14 protein-coding genes are annotated in these 15,447 nt (G+C 46.7%); 9 read left to right on the plus strand and 5 right to left on the minus strand.

Going from position 1 to position 15,447, the window contains the following annotated elements:
* Positions 1-189 (plus strand): hypothetical protein (locus PN462_RS12160; RefSeq protein ID WP_272128511.1); only part of this gene is annotated, 189 nt, incomplete at its 5' end.
* Here the strand turns inward: PN462_RS12160 and PN462_RS12165 are convergent.
* The 3 genes from PN462_RS12165 to PN462_RS12175 form a co-directional block, all read right to left on the minus strand.
* Positions 172-3,114 (minus strand): adenylate/guanylate cyclase domain-containing protein, encoded by a 2,943-nt coding sequence (locus PN462_RS12165; RefSeq protein WP_272128512.1) that lies wholly within the window; start codon positions 3,112-3,114, stop codon positions 172-174. The genes PN462_RS12160 and PN462_RS12165 overlap by 18 nt on opposite strands.
* Positions 3,115-3,191: 77 nt before the next feature.
* Entirely contained in the window at positions 3,192-4,052 is an 861-nt protein-coding gene (locus PN462_RS12170; protein WP_272128513.1) for a fructosamine kinase family protein, read from the minus strand.
* 130 nt (positions 4,053-4,182) lie between these two features.
* Positions 4,183-5,472, minus strand: a complete 1,290-nt coding sequence (locus PN462_RS12175; protein WP_272128514.1) for a M16 family metallopeptidase — start codon at positions 5,470-5,472, stop codon at positions 4,183-4,185.
* Between the two features lie 64 nt (positions 5,473-5,536).
* Between PN462_RS12175 and PN462_RS12180 the strand changes: the two genes are divergently transcribed.
* The 6 genes from PN462_RS12180 to PN462_RS12205 all read left to right on the plus strand — a co-directional run bounded on the left by PN462_RS12180 (position 5,537) and on the right by PN462_RS12205 (position 10,893).
* The gene (locus tag PN462_RS12180) at positions 5,537-6,427 is read left to right on the plus strand and encodes a BadF/BadG/BcrA/BcrD ATPase family protein (RefSeq protein ID WP_272128515.1); all 891 of its coding nucleotides are present in this window, start codon (positions 5,537-5,539) and stop codon (positions 6,425-6,427) included.
* Positions 6,428-6,828: 401 nt separating this feature from the next.
* On the plus strand, positions 6,829-7,815 hold the full coding sequence (locus PN462_RS12185; protein ID WP_272128516.1) for a glycosyltransferase family 10 domain-containing protein: 987 nt from the start codon (positions 6,829-6,831) through the stop codon (positions 7,813-7,815).
* Positions 7,816-7,842: 27 nt separating this feature from the next.
* Positions 7,843-8,841 carry an Npun_R2821/Npun_R2822 family protein gene (locus PN462_RS12190; RefSeq protein WP_272128517.1) on the plus strand — a complete coding sequence of 333 codons (999 nt, stop codon included), beginning with the start codon at positions 7,843-7,845 and terminating at the stop codon, positions 8,839-8,841.
* A 12-nt stretch (positions 8,842-8,853) separates the two neighbouring features.
* Complete coding sequence (locus PN462_RS12195; RefSeq protein ID WP_272128518.1) at positions 8,854-9,780, plus strand: Npun_R2821/Npun_R2822 family protein; 927 nt, start codon at positions 8,854-8,856, stop codon at positions 9,778-9,780.
* A gap of 18 nt (positions 9,781-9,798) precedes the next feature.
* On the plus strand, positions 9,799-10,662 hold the full coding sequence (locus tag PN462_RS12200; RefSeq protein ID WP_272128519.1) for a sulfotransferase family protein: 864 nt from the start codon (positions 9,799-9,801) through the stop codon (positions 10,660-10,662).
* Between the two features lie 42 nt (positions 10,663-10,704).
* Entirely contained in the window at positions 10,705-10,893 is a 189-nt protein-coding gene (locus tag PN462_RS12205; RefSeq protein WP_272128520.1) for a hypothetical protein, read from the plus strand.
* On the opposite strand, the gene PN462_RS12210 is transcribed toward PN462_RS12205, so the two are convergent.
* Both PN462_RS12210 and PN462_RS12215 read right to left on the minus strand, forming a co-directional pair.
* Positions 10,894-11,271, minus strand: coding sequence for a hypothetical protein (locus tag PN462_RS12210; protein WP_272128521.1), 378 nt, complete (start codon positions 11,269-11,271; stop codon positions 10,894-10,896).
* Between the two features lie 226 nt (positions 11,272-11,497).
* Positions 11,498-13,747: a WD40 repeat domain-containing protein gene (locus tag PN462_RS12215; RefSeq protein ID WP_272128522.1), complete on the minus strand. Its 2,250-nt coding sequence runs from the start codon at positions 13,745-13,747 to the stop codon at positions 11,498-11,500.
* Between the two features lie 74 nt (positions 13,748-13,821).
* On the opposite strand from PN462_RS12215, the gene PN462_RS12220 reads away from it, so the two are divergent.
* Positions 13,822-14,331, plus strand: a complete 510-nt coding sequence (locus tag PN462_RS12220; RefSeq protein ID WP_272128524.1) for a hypothetical protein — start codon at positions 13,822-13,824, stop codon at positions 14,329-14,331.
* A gap of 138 nt (positions 14,332-14,469) precedes the next feature.
* The gene (locus tag PN462_RS12225) at positions 14,470-15,297 is read left to right on the plus strand and encodes an urease accessory protein UreD (protein ID WP_272128525.1); all 828 of its coding nucleotides are present in this window, start codon (positions 14,470-14,472) and stop codon (positions 15,295-15,297) included.
* The last annotated feature ends 150 nt before the right edge of the window (positions 15,298-15,447 follow it).

The raw sequence follows: 15,447 nt of genomic DNA on the forward strand, positions 1-15,447 counted from the left end.
GGTTTGGAGTCGCCCTCACCCCCCAACCCCCTCTCCCAACCTTGGGAGAGGGGGAGAAAATGTCTCTCACAAGTGTCTGAAACAACGGTGTCTCGTTCTACAATTTCTCACCTTGACAGGGCTGGCATTGCCCACCCTACTCTCTATCAATTATCAATTATCAATTATCAACTATTTCCTCCCTTTTAACCAATAGGTCATCATATCCCCTCGGCCTTTGACAGGGATGAGGCCGCGGGGTTCAAACTCGTAGGAAGAATGCAGGAGTTGATAGGTGTTTTCAGTGAGTTGAATTGAACCGGGTTCTCCTGAAGATTCCATGCGAGAGGCAATATTAACCGCATCTCCCCAGAGATCATAGATAAATTTCTTAGTCCCAATGACTCCTGCAACCACGACTCCGGTATTAATGCCAATGCGGATTTGACAGGGTGTACCATCGGGGAGGATAAACCGTTTCATGACGGCCTGCATTGAGAGGGCCATTTCTGCGATCGCACTAGCATGATCTTCTCTCGGTAACGGTAATCCCGCCGCTACCATATAAGCATCCCCGATGGTCTTAATTTTTTCCAGTCCTAGGGTTTCGGCCAATTCGTCAAAACTGGAAAAAATCTCATTGAGGAAGTTTACCAAGGAGAGGGGATCAAGTTGCGAGGAGAGAGGGGTAAAACCCACAATATCGGCAAATAAGATAGTCACTTCATCGAAATGTTGGGCAATGAGAGTGGTTTCATCTTTCAGTTGCTTGGCGATGGATTCGGGGAGAATATTAAGTAAGAGACGCTCGGATTTTTGTTTTTCGACGCGGAGTTCGGCTTCGGCTTGACGGCGATCGCGGGCTTCTATGGCTAAGGCTACCAGATCAGCCAAGGAACGCATAAAATTTTCTTCTTCTGGAGTCCATTCCCGCGCTTGGTCAAATTCCTCTACACTCACCACTCCCAAGGTTTTCCCGGTGCGACGGATGGGGACATTTAACACAGAGACTAAGGCGTTCTCCCCATAATAGGATTGACTCAACATTTGGGTACGGGGATCAAGCCGCAGATCAGCCACGGCCACGGCCTCATCCGCTTCTAAGGCCGCAAAATACACCGGATACTCTGCCACCCTTAAAGGAGACATAGTTTCCTCATGGTGGGACTCTTGGCCATAACAGCTAACGCATTCTAACTGGTCTTGGGACTCATTCAACAGCCACACACTCACCCGTTGGACTCGTAACACTTTCGCGGTAACTTTGGTAATAACCCGTAACCCTTCCTGCAAAAAGCCGTGAGTCAGCAAGTAATTTTTCGTCAAACGCATTAACACCTTATTCTGTTGGCGAATTTGTTGGGTACTGCGTTGGATGGCATCTTCGGCCTGTTTGCGGCGGGTAATATCTTCAACAGTCCCTTCGTAGTAACAAAAATTCCCCGCCCCATCATAAACGACCCGCACATTCTCGGCAATCCAAATCGTGCTGCCATCGGCCCGATAGACTTGGGACTCAAACCCGACGACAAATGCCCGTTCGCGGAGACTCTCTAGTAAATCTTGGCGGCGTTGGGGATTAACATAGAGTTGGGTGTCGAGGGAGGTTAAATTCTGGACTAAGGCTTCGGGGGAGTCATAGCCGAAAATCCCGGCTAAAGACGGGTTAGCACTAATATAGCCTTGGTCTGGATGAGATTGAAAAATCCCTTCTGCTGCATTCTCGAAGATACTCCGATATTTCTCCTCTGCTTGGGCCAGGGAGGCGGTGCGTTCTTTGACGCGGTTTTCTAAGTCTTGGTTGGTGGCCTCGAGTTGACCGAAGGTTTCCCGTAATTGTTGGGCCATGCGGTTAAAGGCATGGGCGAGGAGGCGTAATTCGGAGAAATAGCCTAATTTGACCCGTTGTTTGAGTTCCCCAGAGGTGATGGCGTTGGCGGCTTCAGCGAGGCGTAAAATGGGGCGGGTGAGTAAATGGGCGGTTAAAATACCGAGTGCGATCGCAATTCCCAAGGCTAACAAACATAAAATGATAGTCGTCTGCGTCTGGGCATGAATTCGCGCCATAAAGTCAGCTTCGGGAATAACCACTACAATTAACCAGTCGAGGTTTTCCCCATCAGAGAAGGGAACAACTTGCACATATTGCCGTTTCCCCTTAATCATCACATCGAGATGCTGACTCTGCTTTAAGTCTTGAAACTCACTCCATTGGGCTGCCAATGCTCTCGCGGTTTCTCGAATGAGGGGACTGTTGGCCATGACGGCTTCATACCGGGATAATTCTCCCTGCTTCACTTGCTGCATTTGCCCTGGCACAGAGGCGGCCACTAAGAGGCCAGACCTTTCAATAATAAAGGTTTCTCCGGTTTTGCCAACGTTTAAATTTTGGAGAAATTCCTCAATATTGGACAGGGCAAAATCAACCCCGACGACTCCTAAAAATTCCCGGCCTCGATACAGGGGTTGGGCGAGGGTAATTTTAAAGCGACGTTCTTTAAAATCTCCGTAAATCTGACTCCAAGTGGCTTCTCCGGCTTTGAGGGCATCTTTATACCAAGGGCGAATGCGAGGATCATAAAAATTTCCCTTGGAGAGTAAAATGAGGGGGTTGCCTTGTTGGTCGGTGATGTAACTATAAAAGCGGTTGTTGGTTTCTGGGGTGACTAGAGTGGCTTGCCAAGTTTGGTCTTCTTGGTATCCTAACCCGACAAACTCCCCGTCTTCTGAGCCAAAATACATGGCTGAGACATCAGACACCCCAAATAAATTACGCTGTCGCCAGAATTGCCGGATGGTTTGTTGGAAGTTGTCGGGGTTGAGTTGGCCGGACCGAATGGCATCGGCGTTAACTTGGTTAATAACTCTGGGGGTTTCGAGATAACTGATCAGTTTGTCTTCGATGCGATGACTGATCTCATCTCGGAGTTGCAGGGTGACATCTTCGACTGCTTTTTGGCCATTGCGCCATGATAACCAGCCAATGATGCTGACGGTGGCTAAAATTTGGATGACAAAGGGGATAATTAGGAGTAAGCGCAGGGGAAGGTTTTTAGCCCAAGAACGTTTATAAAACACGAGAGGGGAAGGATGAGTGGATAATTGGGACGGACGACGCTTGGCCGTCCTCTGCATGGTGTTGTGTTTATTTTATGGGGGAATTTGTCCTTGCTTCCTGCCTGATTCTAGACTGGATCACATGATTGGCCGGATTACATTATTTGATCGATCATGCGGCTGGCCTGTGACCCGTAGCCCCCACCAAAGAGATTAAAATGATTTAAGACATGGTAGAGGTTGTAAAGGCTTTTACGCTGCTTATAGCCCCCGTCTAGCTCCCATTCCTTATTGTATCCCCGATAAAAAGCGGCAGGAAACCCCCCAAATAATTCGGTCATGGCGATATCTGCTTCTCGGTCGCCCCAGTAGGTGGCAGGATCAAGGATAACGGGTTCTCCGTCCACGGTACAAGCGGCATTCCCAGACCAAAGATCGCCATGTAAAAGGGAGGGTTGAGGGGTGCGATCGCGCAATAACTCCCGGACTCTCTCTACGACTGTCTCGGTACTAGGATAACTCCCTCCCCTTCGTTTCGCTAGTTTGAGTTGATAGCCGATGCGATGTTCGGCAAAAAAGTCACTCCAGTTTTCAGTCCAAGGGTTCATTTGCGGCGTTGAGCCAATGGTATTATTACGATCCCAGCCAAATTGTTCGGATCCTTGATAGCGGTGAAGTTGGGCGAGTTGATGACCCATTTCTGCCCAAACATTACTATCTCCACGACCAAATTCTAACCATTCCATCACAATGTAACTATTGGAGTCCACTACCCCACAACAGAGGGGTTGGGGGACTCGAATGGTGTGGGTTTCGTGCATTTGTTTTAATCCCAAGTATTCTGCTTCAAACATTTCGACTTGGGAGGCACTATTAAATTTTACAAAATAGGAGCGATCGCCATCACTAATGGCTGTTCCCCGATTAATACAACCCCCTCCTACGGATTTTTGATTACTAATGGTGAATGGTTGTCCGGTAACGTCTGAAATTTTCTCGGCAATTTGATTTAACATGGGTTTGAGTTTAGTAATGGGTGATTGGTAATTATTGAATCCTCAAAACATATGAATAATTTTTGATTCATTATGTATTGTTTTTCATTCTTCATGATCCATTAAATCATCAATTATCAATCATCAATTATCAATTATTAACGGGTTTCATAATAACCACCCCATAAGCATCGGGGTTTAAATAGCGTTGAGCCGCACTTTGTATATCTTCTGCATGAATTGATTGGATTTGCAAGGGATAGGAAAGGGCGGCTTGTAAATCGCCCAGTTGGGATTGATAATAACCGTAGAGATTAGCGCGATCGCTGGGTCGTTCATTACCAAACGTAAACCGATTCGCCACCAAAGTCCGAACACGCTGTAAATCTCGTTCTGCAACCAACTCCTCTTGAAATCGACGAATGTGTTGTACTATCGTCTTCTCAACTTCCGCTAAATTCTCTGGAGGGAGTAGCGCGGAAATGTAAAATGTCCCTTGGGTACGGTGAGTCATATTGGTAGCCCCAATGGAAGACACCAGTTGACGGTCTTCTCGTAACTCCCGAAATAAGCGAGAAGTGCGCCCTCTCCCCAATAAACGCGCTAGAATATCCAACGCATAAGTCTCCTCTAATGCCTCCATCCCTGGCACACGCCACACCATAACTAATCTAGCCCGTTGTAGTTGCGGATCGCTGTATTCTCGCCGCACAATTTCTGTAAAAGGGGGTTCAGGGGTGAGAGTTAGCCGTTGGGGGGAAGATTTGGTTTTGGGGGTGTAGGTCGTGTGAAATGCGTCCGCTACTGTTTGTATTAACTCCTCTACAGGTAAATTCCCCACCACCGAAGCAGTAATATTGTCTGGAGTGTACCAGGTTTGGTGAAAATCGCGCATTTGTTGGGGGATAAATTGTGCAATGGCCGCTTCTTCCCCTAAAACAGGCCGACGATAGGGGAGTTGCTCAAAACAGGTGGCCATGGCCTGATAATAGGTACGACGACTGGGATTATCTTGCGATCGGCGAATTTCTTCTAACACCACCAACCGTTCCCGTTCAAAGGCATCATCCGGGATACTCGCATTTAACACCACATCCAACTGGAAGGGAATAAGACTGGCTAAATCACGGGGCGCAGAGGTGAAATAATAATGGGTATAATCTTGGCTAGTCGCAGCATTGGTTACTGCCCCCCGTTGTTCGATCTGCTGTTCAAACTCCCCTTCTTTTAACTGAGGAGTCCCTTTAAAAATCATGTGTTCGAGAAAATGGGCCATCCCATTAATCTCGTCTAACTCTACCCCTGACCCCAAATTGAGCCAAAGATTAAAATTCACCGCCTCTACAGGCATCTGTTCGGCTACAATCGTTAAACCATTGGCGAATCGTTCGACGGTCGGCGTTTGGACGGCAACAAGCGGGGTTTGTACGGCAGAAGACATAGGTTGATTTTGGGTTCGGCTAGACTCATTTTCACTTTTATCTTAGTGTGCAGTTTGTCTAATTATGAAAACAGATTTATATATCGGGGTTGATGGTGGGGCGACAAAAACCATTGTTCGGGTAGAAGATGGTCAAGGACGGGTGTTGGGTGAGGGAAAAGGTGGGTCGGCCAATATTCGCCATTCTGTGGAAAAGACGTGGCAGTCGATTCTAAGTGCCATAGAAGCGGCGTTAAAGGGGACTGGGATTACCATTGGGGATGAGCAGTATAACTGGTTTTGTGGGGCGGGTATTGCGGGGTCACAAGTCCCAGAGGCGGTGGAGGCGTTTGTAAATTATCCTCACCCGTTGACTCGCTTGGTGGTGGAGTCTGATGGTTATATTTCTTGTTTGGGGGCCCACGGGGGAAAGGATGGGGCAGTTATTGCGGTGGGGACTGGGGTGGTGGCCTATCAAATTGAAGGGGAGACGGTGACGCGGGTGGCCGGATGGGGGTTTCCCCAAGGGGATGAAGGGAGTGGGGCCTGGTTGGGGTTGGAGGCGGTGCGTTTAACGTTTCGGGTATGGGATGGACGGGAGGCAGAGAATGGGTTGGTGAGGGCGATTTTAGCGCAATTTGAGGATGATTTTCGGGCGTTTACGGTTTGGGCTAATGGGGCAAATTCTCCCCAGTTTGCGGCGTTGGCCCCGGTGGTGATAGGGGAAGCGCGACGGGGTGAACCCCAGGCGGTGCGGTTGATGGAGCAGTCGGGACGGGAGGTTGATCGGATTGGGGAGGCGTTGGCGAAACGGAGTCGGAAGGGGCTTCCTTGTAGTTTGTTGGGGGGACTGGCGACGGGGGTTGAGCCTTGGTTGGGGGAGGGCTTGCGATCGCGCCTTGTTCCTCCTCAAGCCGATGCAGCCCAAGGAGGGATTATTTTGATCCGGCAAACCCTAGCTACCCCTTCACAATAATTTCACAACCAATTTTTTTGGGCTACTTTCACAAAATCCTCACAATTTCTTGTTACTTTACAATTGAAGACCATTAATTCTGTCAGTCACAGCTTATAAAAGACTGACTTTTAAGAATTTAATCACTTTTTTTAATACCGTCGGTCACTTTTATAAAAGACTGGCTTATAAGAGATAGTCCCCAGCTTTAAAGCTGGGGATTATTGGTTTTGATCTAAGCACTCAGCTTTTGAATGAAAGCGGAGTGCCTGGATGACGAGGAAACCTCGCGCTTCCTCCCATCGACTAACGAGGGAAGTCAGCGTTTAAGCTGATGGCTGAATGGGTTCTTGTTTTTGTTGCAGTTCGGCGCGATCAGGATTAATTTGTAGAAGAAACCCATTAAATCAAACTGGCCTCAGATGACCAAACGCCAAATTGTCGGGATGCTCAGTAGCTATCCTGGGTTATCCCAAGGGGATTGGATGTGGAATCAAACCCCCCATGGGTTGGGGAAGTGGCAGAATATCCAGATTTTGGCCAATGCCCCCCAACCGGATTTTTTGCTGTTGTACAACTTTAATCGTTTTCCGTCGGATGTGCCGCTTTCGCTGCCTTGGTGGAAGGCATGGCGACGGAGTGAGCAGCAGGTGTTACGGCGACGACGGGAACAGCAAGAGAAAGCGCGATCGCGCCTCTCCCAAGTCCCCAAAGAACGCACGATTTTTTTATTCCGCGAACCCCCGTTAGAAGAAGTCATCGAAAAAAATAAAGCCTCCTATGGTGCCGCAGAACAGTTTTGTGGCTACGTTTCCGGACCTGATGACTTTGCCCCTGTTCCTGATTATATGCCCGCCATTTGGTATCACAGCGACTCCTTTCGTGCCTTAAACGAGATGCCTCCCCCCCCTAAAACCCGTCGCTGCTCTTGGATCACCTCTGGTATTTCCCGCACAGAAAACCACCGCCGACGGTTGGCGTTTTTGCGGATGCTAGTGGAAAGTGAGCTAGAGTTGGATGTCTATGGGAGAGGACTCCCCGACTGGGCCCAAGGATATGGGGAAATTAGCCGCAAAGCTCACGCACTCAACCCCTACTATTACAACTTGGCCATTGAAAATTATGCCGAGAATGATTGGTATGTGAGTGAAAAATTATGGGATTCTTTACTCGGATGGTGCTTACCGATTTATTATGGAGGGAGTGCAGCCGACAAGTTATTGCCCCCCGGCAGTTTTCTCCGTCTGCCGTCCCAAGATGAGAAAGGGTTGGCCTACATTCGAGAGGTGACATCTACACTGGATGCGTGGCACGAAGCTAAAGAGGCTATTGCAGAAGCGCGTCAGATTATTTTACACAAGTTAAATTTACTCAATTGGTTGTCTGAATTTGTGGCAGAACAAGTGTAACCCTAAGCGAGTTTTCCTGAGTTAAATATGGATGGCATTTGCACCCTAGGTAATGATTACGTTTATGACCAGGTGGTTGCTTTACTCAATAGTATTGAAGCAGTCCTGGGTTCTGATTTTCCAGTTTGCATTTATCCCTACGATGAGCGCACCAGTCAATTAGCGGCCTTTATTGCGGATCGTCCCCAGGTGCAAATTTACCAAGATTCGGTTTCTATGGAAAAATGGGATCGGTTTGCTAAACGCGCTTGGGATACCCACCCCACGGCCTTTCAACGGTGGGAGGCCGCAGGCAACAATGGATACTATCGTTTTGGGACACATCGCCGCTATTGTGCCTTTGATGGACCGTTTGACCGCTTTTTATACATGGATGCGGATACGTTGCTCTTAAAGGATATTCAGTTTATTTTTGAGCAGTTGGAACAATCCGATTGTGTGGTCTATGACTTCCAACATAAAGATTTAACCCATGTTTACGATGTAAATAGTGAGAAATTAACACAAGTTTTCCCCCAAACGCGGTTAGAGACTGAGATTTTTTGTTCGGGGTTTCATGCTAGTAAACGAGACTTTTTTCCGGCTGAGACGCGAGAACAATTAATTGAAAGTTTACAATCTGGAGATGCTGAAGTTCTCTATCCCATGGCCCCTGATCAAACGTTACTCAATTATATGATGATGAAATCTGGTGCAAAGATTTGTAACTTTGCGTTGACGCTACCGAAGGAACAGAAAACGGGAAATAGTGCAACTTCTCCTCATTTTGTTTGGCGGGATAAGACGCTTTATGATCATGATAAACCTTTGACCTATTTACATTATATTGGCATATCTTCTAAGGTTTTTAAAAAGGTTTGTGCGGGAGAAAATTTAGATTTTCCCTATCGAGAGGTCTTTTTACATTATCGTTATTTACACAACCCCCAAAAATGTCCTCAGTTTTCCGGTAAACCCAAACCCTATAATGCCCCTCCCAATTTAATGCAGCGTGCATTGAAAAAACTTGGCTTAACTACTCAATAAGGAGAAAAGTGCGTGCGTGGAATTTATATTACAGGAAATGATAAGGTATTAGAGCAAGCGATCGCGCTGTTAAACAGTATTCGTTTATATGATCCAGAAACCCCCATTACTTTAATTCCTTATGACGAAAATCATCAAAAAATTGCCCAACATCTCCAAGAAAACTATGATGTCAAAGTTTACGAAGATTTAGAGTTTATTAAACGTCTATCCAACAAACTTTACGAAATCTTTGGCGAAGGATTTTTTGCGCGGCCTAATCAATTCCGCAAACAAGCGTGTTGGTTTGGAGAATATGACGAATTTCTTTATATTGACACTGATATTGTAGTTTTTGAAAAAATCATTGATAATCTTGATTACTTTAAAGATTACGACTTCCTCTGTTGTGACTATCAACATTCTGGTGGTATTACCAACGTTTTTACTCCGAAAGTTTTTGAGGATGGAGTATTAAAAGAAGAAGACATTAAAGGTATTTTTAACGGAGGATGGTGGGCATCCAAAAAACATTTATTTTCTGAACAAGATTTATATGATGTGTTCACCGAATGTGCTGCCCATCCAGAATACTTTGATTTTTCTCAAAAAACCTCAGATCAACCGATTATTAACTATATGATCTTAAAGCGTGTTCCCCGACGTTTTAATATCGTACATAGACCAGAAAAAGCCCCCGGAAGTTGGGCAGGAAGTAACCAGTTTCAACAGCAAGGCAACCAACTTTTTGATCCCAACTGTAACCAAACCTTACAATATTTACATTGGGCTGGCATTCGCATTAAACCGGGGTGTCCTTACTGGGATATTTGGAAACATTACCGCTATCTCCACGACCCCAACCCCCCCGAAGACCCTCCTCCCCCACCTCCTGAACCGACTTGGAGAATTACATTAAGGTCTTGGAAAAATAAGGTTAAACAATTACTAAAATCTTAAACAAGGAAGGTAAAATTAATGAATAAATTTCCAGATTTTATCATTATTGGGGCGGGCAAATGTGGTACAACTTCACTGCATAACTATCTGGATCAACATCCAAGTATTTTTATCTGTCCTCAAAAAGAGACTTACTTCTTTTTAAATGAAAACATTCGTAATAATCATACACCTTGGGGAGCAATTACTGATTTAACAACCTATCAAAATTTATTTGCGGATGCCCCTCCCAATAGTGTAATTGGGGAAATTTCCACCAATTATTATGCTTATCCTGACTCGGCTCAAATTATTTACGACAATCTACCCAATGTAAAAATTATTGCCATCCTAAGAGACCCAAAAACACGAGCTTTTTCAGCTTATCAAATGTTTGTCCGTGAAGGACATGAACAACAATCTTTTCTGGAACTCATTGCTAATAATCCAGAACACAAGTATTTTAAACGAGGATTATATTATCAAGAGTTAAAACCTTATTATGATATTTTTCCGCTAGAGCAGGTCAAGGTTTTACTTTTTGATGATCTTTGTAAAAATCCTACAGAATTTGTCAAAGATTTATTTCAATTTTTAGAAGTTGATCCTAATTTTGTGCCAGATATGAGTAAAAAAGGACGACAAGGGGGGTTGCCGAAAAACCCAGTGGTGTATAAGTTACTGACTCAACATAACCCGGTTCGTAAAGCTGCTGCCACTGTCTTAAAGGCATTTATGCCAGAAGAAAAACGCCAACAGATTCGCTCTAAACTGGTTAAGCAGAATATCCAAAAAGTTCAAATGTCTCCGGAGGCAAAGCAGCAACTTTTGGACTATTATCGAGAAGATATCTTAAAATTACAAGAGTTAATTGAGCGAGACTTATCGAGTTGGCTAGTTTAACAGTATTAAAGTGATTACCATAAGGAGTCAATCATGAAAAAAATGGAAAAAACTAACCAGTTTAACGAAGAAATAATGCAGAGTGCGAATCAGCAAGACACAGAATCCTCGAAAGTTCGTAAGGGAAAAGTGGGAGGATATGCCGAATATCTTTCTCAAGACGATATCGAGTATATAGATAACGCAATTGCCCGATTAGGGTGTCCTTTTTATGGAGTTGAAAAACCCTAATCACGATCCCGATCGCCGGCCTAACTCATACACCCCACAACTGACACAAGCAAGAATCCCTAAACTAATCGCCCAACTGCGACCTAAACTGATCTCCATCCCATAATTACATAATAATCCCGCCCCCAAAAAGGGAATCGTCGCAAAAATCGCCGCATAAAAGGCATTTTGTGACTCCCTCGCTTGTCTTGTTCGTTCAAATTCCTGTTGTGAGAGATATAAAGACCGCTCCGCAAAATTAAACCAACGATTCAACCCCTCCTCAATCCAGTGACGCACTCGCGCAAAACTCAAATATAACGCTAACGCCCAGAGAGACGCACCTGCAATTAAAACAGTATCAAGTTGGAAAGAAAATGGGAGCAAATCGAAGAACATAAAAAATTGACTTTATTGACTTGGTGGCTAGAGCGGTACACCTAATATAACATTCACCTCTTGGAGACCAAGGTTCATGTACAGTTAACCTATTTGCCCCTACTTTCTGGAAACGTCATTCTTTAATTCAACCGATCGCATCTCTCCCCTTTTCGGAAAAGCCAAAATTGGCAGATTCCCGAAATTAACCAAAAGCGTGATTGGTTCAGACATCCGGAGGCTATCATCATGAGGTTTCAGGGGTCTTGAGGCGAAGAAAATGAACGCCTCCCCGTTGGTCTCCAGCAAATATGGTTTTGCCATCGGCGGAAATGGCACACCCTACAAGGGTATCTTCTATGGTAAAACGAGCGATCGCGTCTAAACTGGGTAAATGCCAAACACTCAGCGTTGAAGACGACCCAAACACCCCCAGCGACCCATCAGCACTGATGGCCTTAGCTCCCAAAGATTCCCTAAAATCTGGTAGAGCAAAACATTCGTTTCCGGTCTTTAAATCCCACACTTTCCAAGTTTTGTCTTTTGACTCAGCAAGCACCACCGACCCCTCAGCACTGATAGCCACTCGACTACAAGCACCTAGGTACGCAGTAACGGGCAGCGTAAAACCTTCATTTCCGGTGTTGGCATCCCACGCTTTCGCCGTTTTGTCCCACCCAAAAACCACCACTGAAGTATTGCCGCTTATGGCTAATTTTCCGAACGCCCCATCGACATGACCTGTCAACGTGAAGCGTTCGCTGCCATTCGTCAAATCCCACAGGGTTACAGTTGGGGAAGGCTCCTCAGCATAGAGATAGTATGAGGCACAGGCCCCCACCGACCCATCAGCACTGATCGCTACCTCTGTAACATAGCCGCTATCTACTGTCAGCGTGAAGCGTTCAGTCCCCTGGGTCAAATCCCACACCTTCATAATGCGATCGCGCGAACCCGAAACCGCCACCGACCCATCAGCATTGATGGCTAAGGAATCAACCGCGCTAATGTGACCTTTGAGGGTAAAGCGTTCGCGTCCCGTGACCGCATCCCAGACCTTCACAGTATGGTCATCCGACCCAGACACCGCCACCGACCCATCGGCACTGATCGCTACGCCTGTGACCCAGGCTTGATGGCCTGGCAAAAGAAAGCTGTCCGTACCAGCCGTTAAATCCCAAACTTGCACGCTTTCATCTCCCGAACCAGAAATAGCGACAGAGCCATCGGCATTTATCCCTACTGATTCAACCTTATTGCTATGACCGTTTAAGGTGTAACATTGGATTCGGGCGGTCAAATCCCACACTTTCACCGTTTCGTCTGCCGAACCCGAAACCGCCACCGACCCATCCGCACTGATGGCTACCGCAGCGACCCAGCGACTGTGACCTGTTAGGGTGAAACGTTCGCTGCCCGTAGTCAAATCCCATACTTTGATACTCTTATCTATCGACCCAGACACTGCCACGGAAGCATCCGCACTGATGGCGACTGAAGTGACCCAGTGACTGTGACCTGTTAATGTAAAACGTTCACGACCAGTGGTTAAATCCCACACTTTCACGATTTGGTCATCCGACCCAGACACCGCCACCGACCCATCGCCACTGATGGCTAATCCCCAAACGCTACTGCTATGACCTGTTAAGGTAAAGCGTTCACCACCAGTAGTCAAATCCCACACTTTCACGGTATGGTCATCCGACCCAGACACCGCCACCGACCCATCAGCACTGATGGCTACCGTAGTGACCCAGTGACTGTGACCTGTTAATGTAAAGCGTTCACCACCAGTGGTCAAATCCCACACTTTCACGGCATGGTCATCTGACCCAGACACTGCCACCGACCCATCGCCACTGATGGCTACTGTTTCGATGGGGCTTCTGTTACCTTCTAGGGTGAAGCGTTCGGTAGCGGTGGTCAAATCCCATACTTTGAGAGTTGACCCATCCGCGAAAACCGCTACAGACCCATCAGCACTGATGGCTACTGCTGCTGGAGTAGATTCGCTTGATATGAGAGACTCGGAATGCTTTCTCAAAGTATGCAGGAGTGGGTCTCCGGCTGGCATCAAATTGGCTGTAATGGGACATAACCAAGGCTTAGTTTGATTTTGTTGGGCTTGTTGCAAAAGTTGACGAATTTCTGGGAGGTCGTACACCATCAGCCTTCCCCACAACTGTGAGGCCAGTTGCGTCTTATCTTGGCTGATCATCCCCATTGACCGTTGTAAGGCTTTTTTAATCAAGCGCAAGGACTGTACGGTTTCTGAGTCCAGACTGGCGGCTATTTCTTCTTGCTGCAACCATTGGTAATCTTGAATTAAGGCTGGGATGCCCCATTGGGGATGGTTGACTTTGGCTGCCATATACTCGTAGCTAGATAGCAACTGAGCGTATTGTTGAAAATCTCCCGCCTGTATGAGATCGTCTGCTTGTTCCAGTTGTGGCTGGCTACTGGCGTTTCTTGGTTCTTCATCTGAGGGTCTCATTCTGCCAATTAGCGATCGCGCTCGACTTATTCGGTTATTTTAGACAAGGTTTAACCGAATTGAACATAAAAAACATGGTGATGTATTCTCAATCTGAATTGCCCAACTATGTCAACGATTTCTTTGCTTTCTACGGTTATCCCAAGCAAGGAGTCACTCTCGATATTGGTACTTTCTACGAAAAAGTAGAGCCTGGAGCAGATTTAGAACAAGTTGCCCTGCGGCACTACCGATATTTGATTGGCAAGTCCTGGAGTCCGTCTTGGATGCACGCCTGGCAACTTGCCTATCAGCGTCCTCCTGAAAACCAAGGCGATATTGTCAAGGAGTTGTACATTACGGTTGCCGATCTTTACGATGAGCCGGGTGCGGAGGTTTTGGTAGAATTGGGACTAAGACTCGATCCAAGAGAACCCGATGAGTACGAAATAGCACACAGTATTCTGGCGGCAGTGTTCGATGCTCCAGAAGTGAGCGATTTTAGGATTTATGCCTGCGGCGATGGTGAGGTTATAGAAGGTTATTTAGCCATCGGCTACCGTGCCAATGGAGAGACGACAACTCTGTCGGGGTTTAATGACTAAGGTTGGTAAAATACTTTTAAATTGGGTTTCTTCCGTGAGCAAAAAATACTCTAATTCCTGTTCCCTGTTCCGGAGTTCCCTGTTCCCTCCTAAATGAGTGTAGCCATTATCTCTAACTTCCCCTTCCCAAACCGCCCCATGACCCACTGGCAAGGTAAACTGGAACTGACTTACGCAAAACAAGAGGGTGCAACCCAGATGATTCATGCTCTGAATCACGCCCCTTTGAAGGTACAACGCCCCTTTTACCCGGAAGGAGAGCAAATTTGTCATACAGTGGGCTTACACACCGCAGGGGGCATTGTGGGGGGGGATATCTTGATGCAAAATTTGCATCTCCATCCCCGGAGTGAGGTGTTTTTCACGACTCCTGCGGCGAGTAAAATTTATCGGAGTAATGGACAACAAGCCCAACAACAGATTGAAATTACTCTCGAAGAAAATGCGATTCTAGAATGGTTTCCCCAAGAGAGTATTATTTTTAATGGGGCGGACTACTGCCATAAAATGCGTGTCAATCTTGCCCCCAATGCGGTGTTTCTCGGTTGGGAGATTACTCGGTTTGGGCGGACTGCTAGGGGAGAACAGTTTATGAGTGGAGAATGGCGATCGCATAATGAATTCTGGCAACAGGACACTCCCGTTTGGATAGACCGCCAATGGCTACCCGGCCACCCCGAAACGGTCCAAAGTCTCCACGGCCTCGCCAATTCTCCCATTGTGGCCAGTTTCATCGCCCTCGGCCTCCCCAACTCCACTTCCCTCCTTGAAAATGCCAGACAACTTTGGCCAACCCCTCCCCAACGCGGAGAGTTTGGCCTCACCACGACTCAAAACCAAGGTTTACTCTGTCGCTATCGAGGCCATTCCTTAACGGAGATTAAACAAAGATTTGTCACTCTCTGGCATTTCCTCCGCCAAAATTCCCTGTCTCGTCCTAAACTTCATCCCCGTGTTTGGATGTAGGGGTTTAGAGGCAGCCCTGTCAAGGTGAGAAATTGTAGAACGAGACACCGTTGTTTCAGACACTTGTGAGAGACATTTTCTCCCCCTCTCCCAAGGTTGGGAGAGGGGGTTGGGGGGTGAGGGCGACTCCAAACCGCCATATCTCGTTAC

Origin of the sequence: Spirulina sp. CS-785/01, from assembly GCF_028330525.1 — a bacterium.
Taxonomy (GTDB): domain Bacteria; phylum Cyanobacteriota; class Cyanobacteriia; order Cyanobacteriales; family Spirulinaceae; genus JAQMSD01.

Coding starts and splice junctions, on each gene's coding strand:
- PN462_RS12165 (WP_272128512.1), bottom strand. CDS start 3,114: ATGCAGAGGACGGCCAAGCGTCGTCCGTCCCAATTATCCACTCATCCT.
- PN462_RS12170 (WP_272128513.1), bottom strand. CDS start 4,052: ATGTTAAATCAAATTGCCGAGAAAATTTCAGACGTTACCGGACAACCA.
- PN462_RS12175 (WP_272128514.1), bottom strand. CDS start 5,472: ATGTCTTCTGCCGTACAAACCCCGCTTGTTGCCGTCCAAACGCCGACC.
- PN462_RS12180 (WP_272128515.1), top strand. CDS start 5,537: ATGAAAACAGATTTATATATCGGGGTTGATGGTGGGGCGACAAAAACC.
- PN462_RS12185 (WP_272128516.1), top strand. CDS start 6,829: ATGACCAAACGCCAAATTGTCGGGATGCTCAGTAGCTATCCTGGGTTA.
- PN462_RS12190 (WP_272128517.1), top strand. CDS start 7,843: ATGGATGGCATTTGCACCCTAGGTAATGATTACGTTTATGACCAGGTG.
- PN462_RS12200 (WP_272128519.1), top strand. CDS start 9,799: ATGAATAAATTTCCAGATTTTATCATTATTGGGGCGGGCAAATGTGGT.
- PN462_RS12205 (WP_272128520.1), top strand. CDS start 10,705: ATGGAAAAAACTAACCAGTTTAACGAAGAAATAATGCAGAGTGCGAAT.
- PN462_RS12210 (WP_272128521.1), bottom strand. CDS start 11,271: ATGTTCTTCGATTTGCTCCCATTTTCTTTCCAACTTGATACTGTTTTA.
- PN462_RS12215 (WP_272128522.1), bottom strand. CDS start 13,747: ATGAGACCCTCAGATGAAGAACCAAGAAACGCCAGTAGCCAGCCACAA.
- PN462_RS12220 (WP_272128524.1), top strand. CDS start 13,822: ATGGTGATGTATTCTCAATCTGAATTGCCCAACTATGTCAACGATTTC.
- PN462_RS12225 (WP_272128525.1), top strand. CDS start 14,470: ATGACCCACTGGCAAGGTAAACTGGAACTGACTTACGCAAAACAAGAG.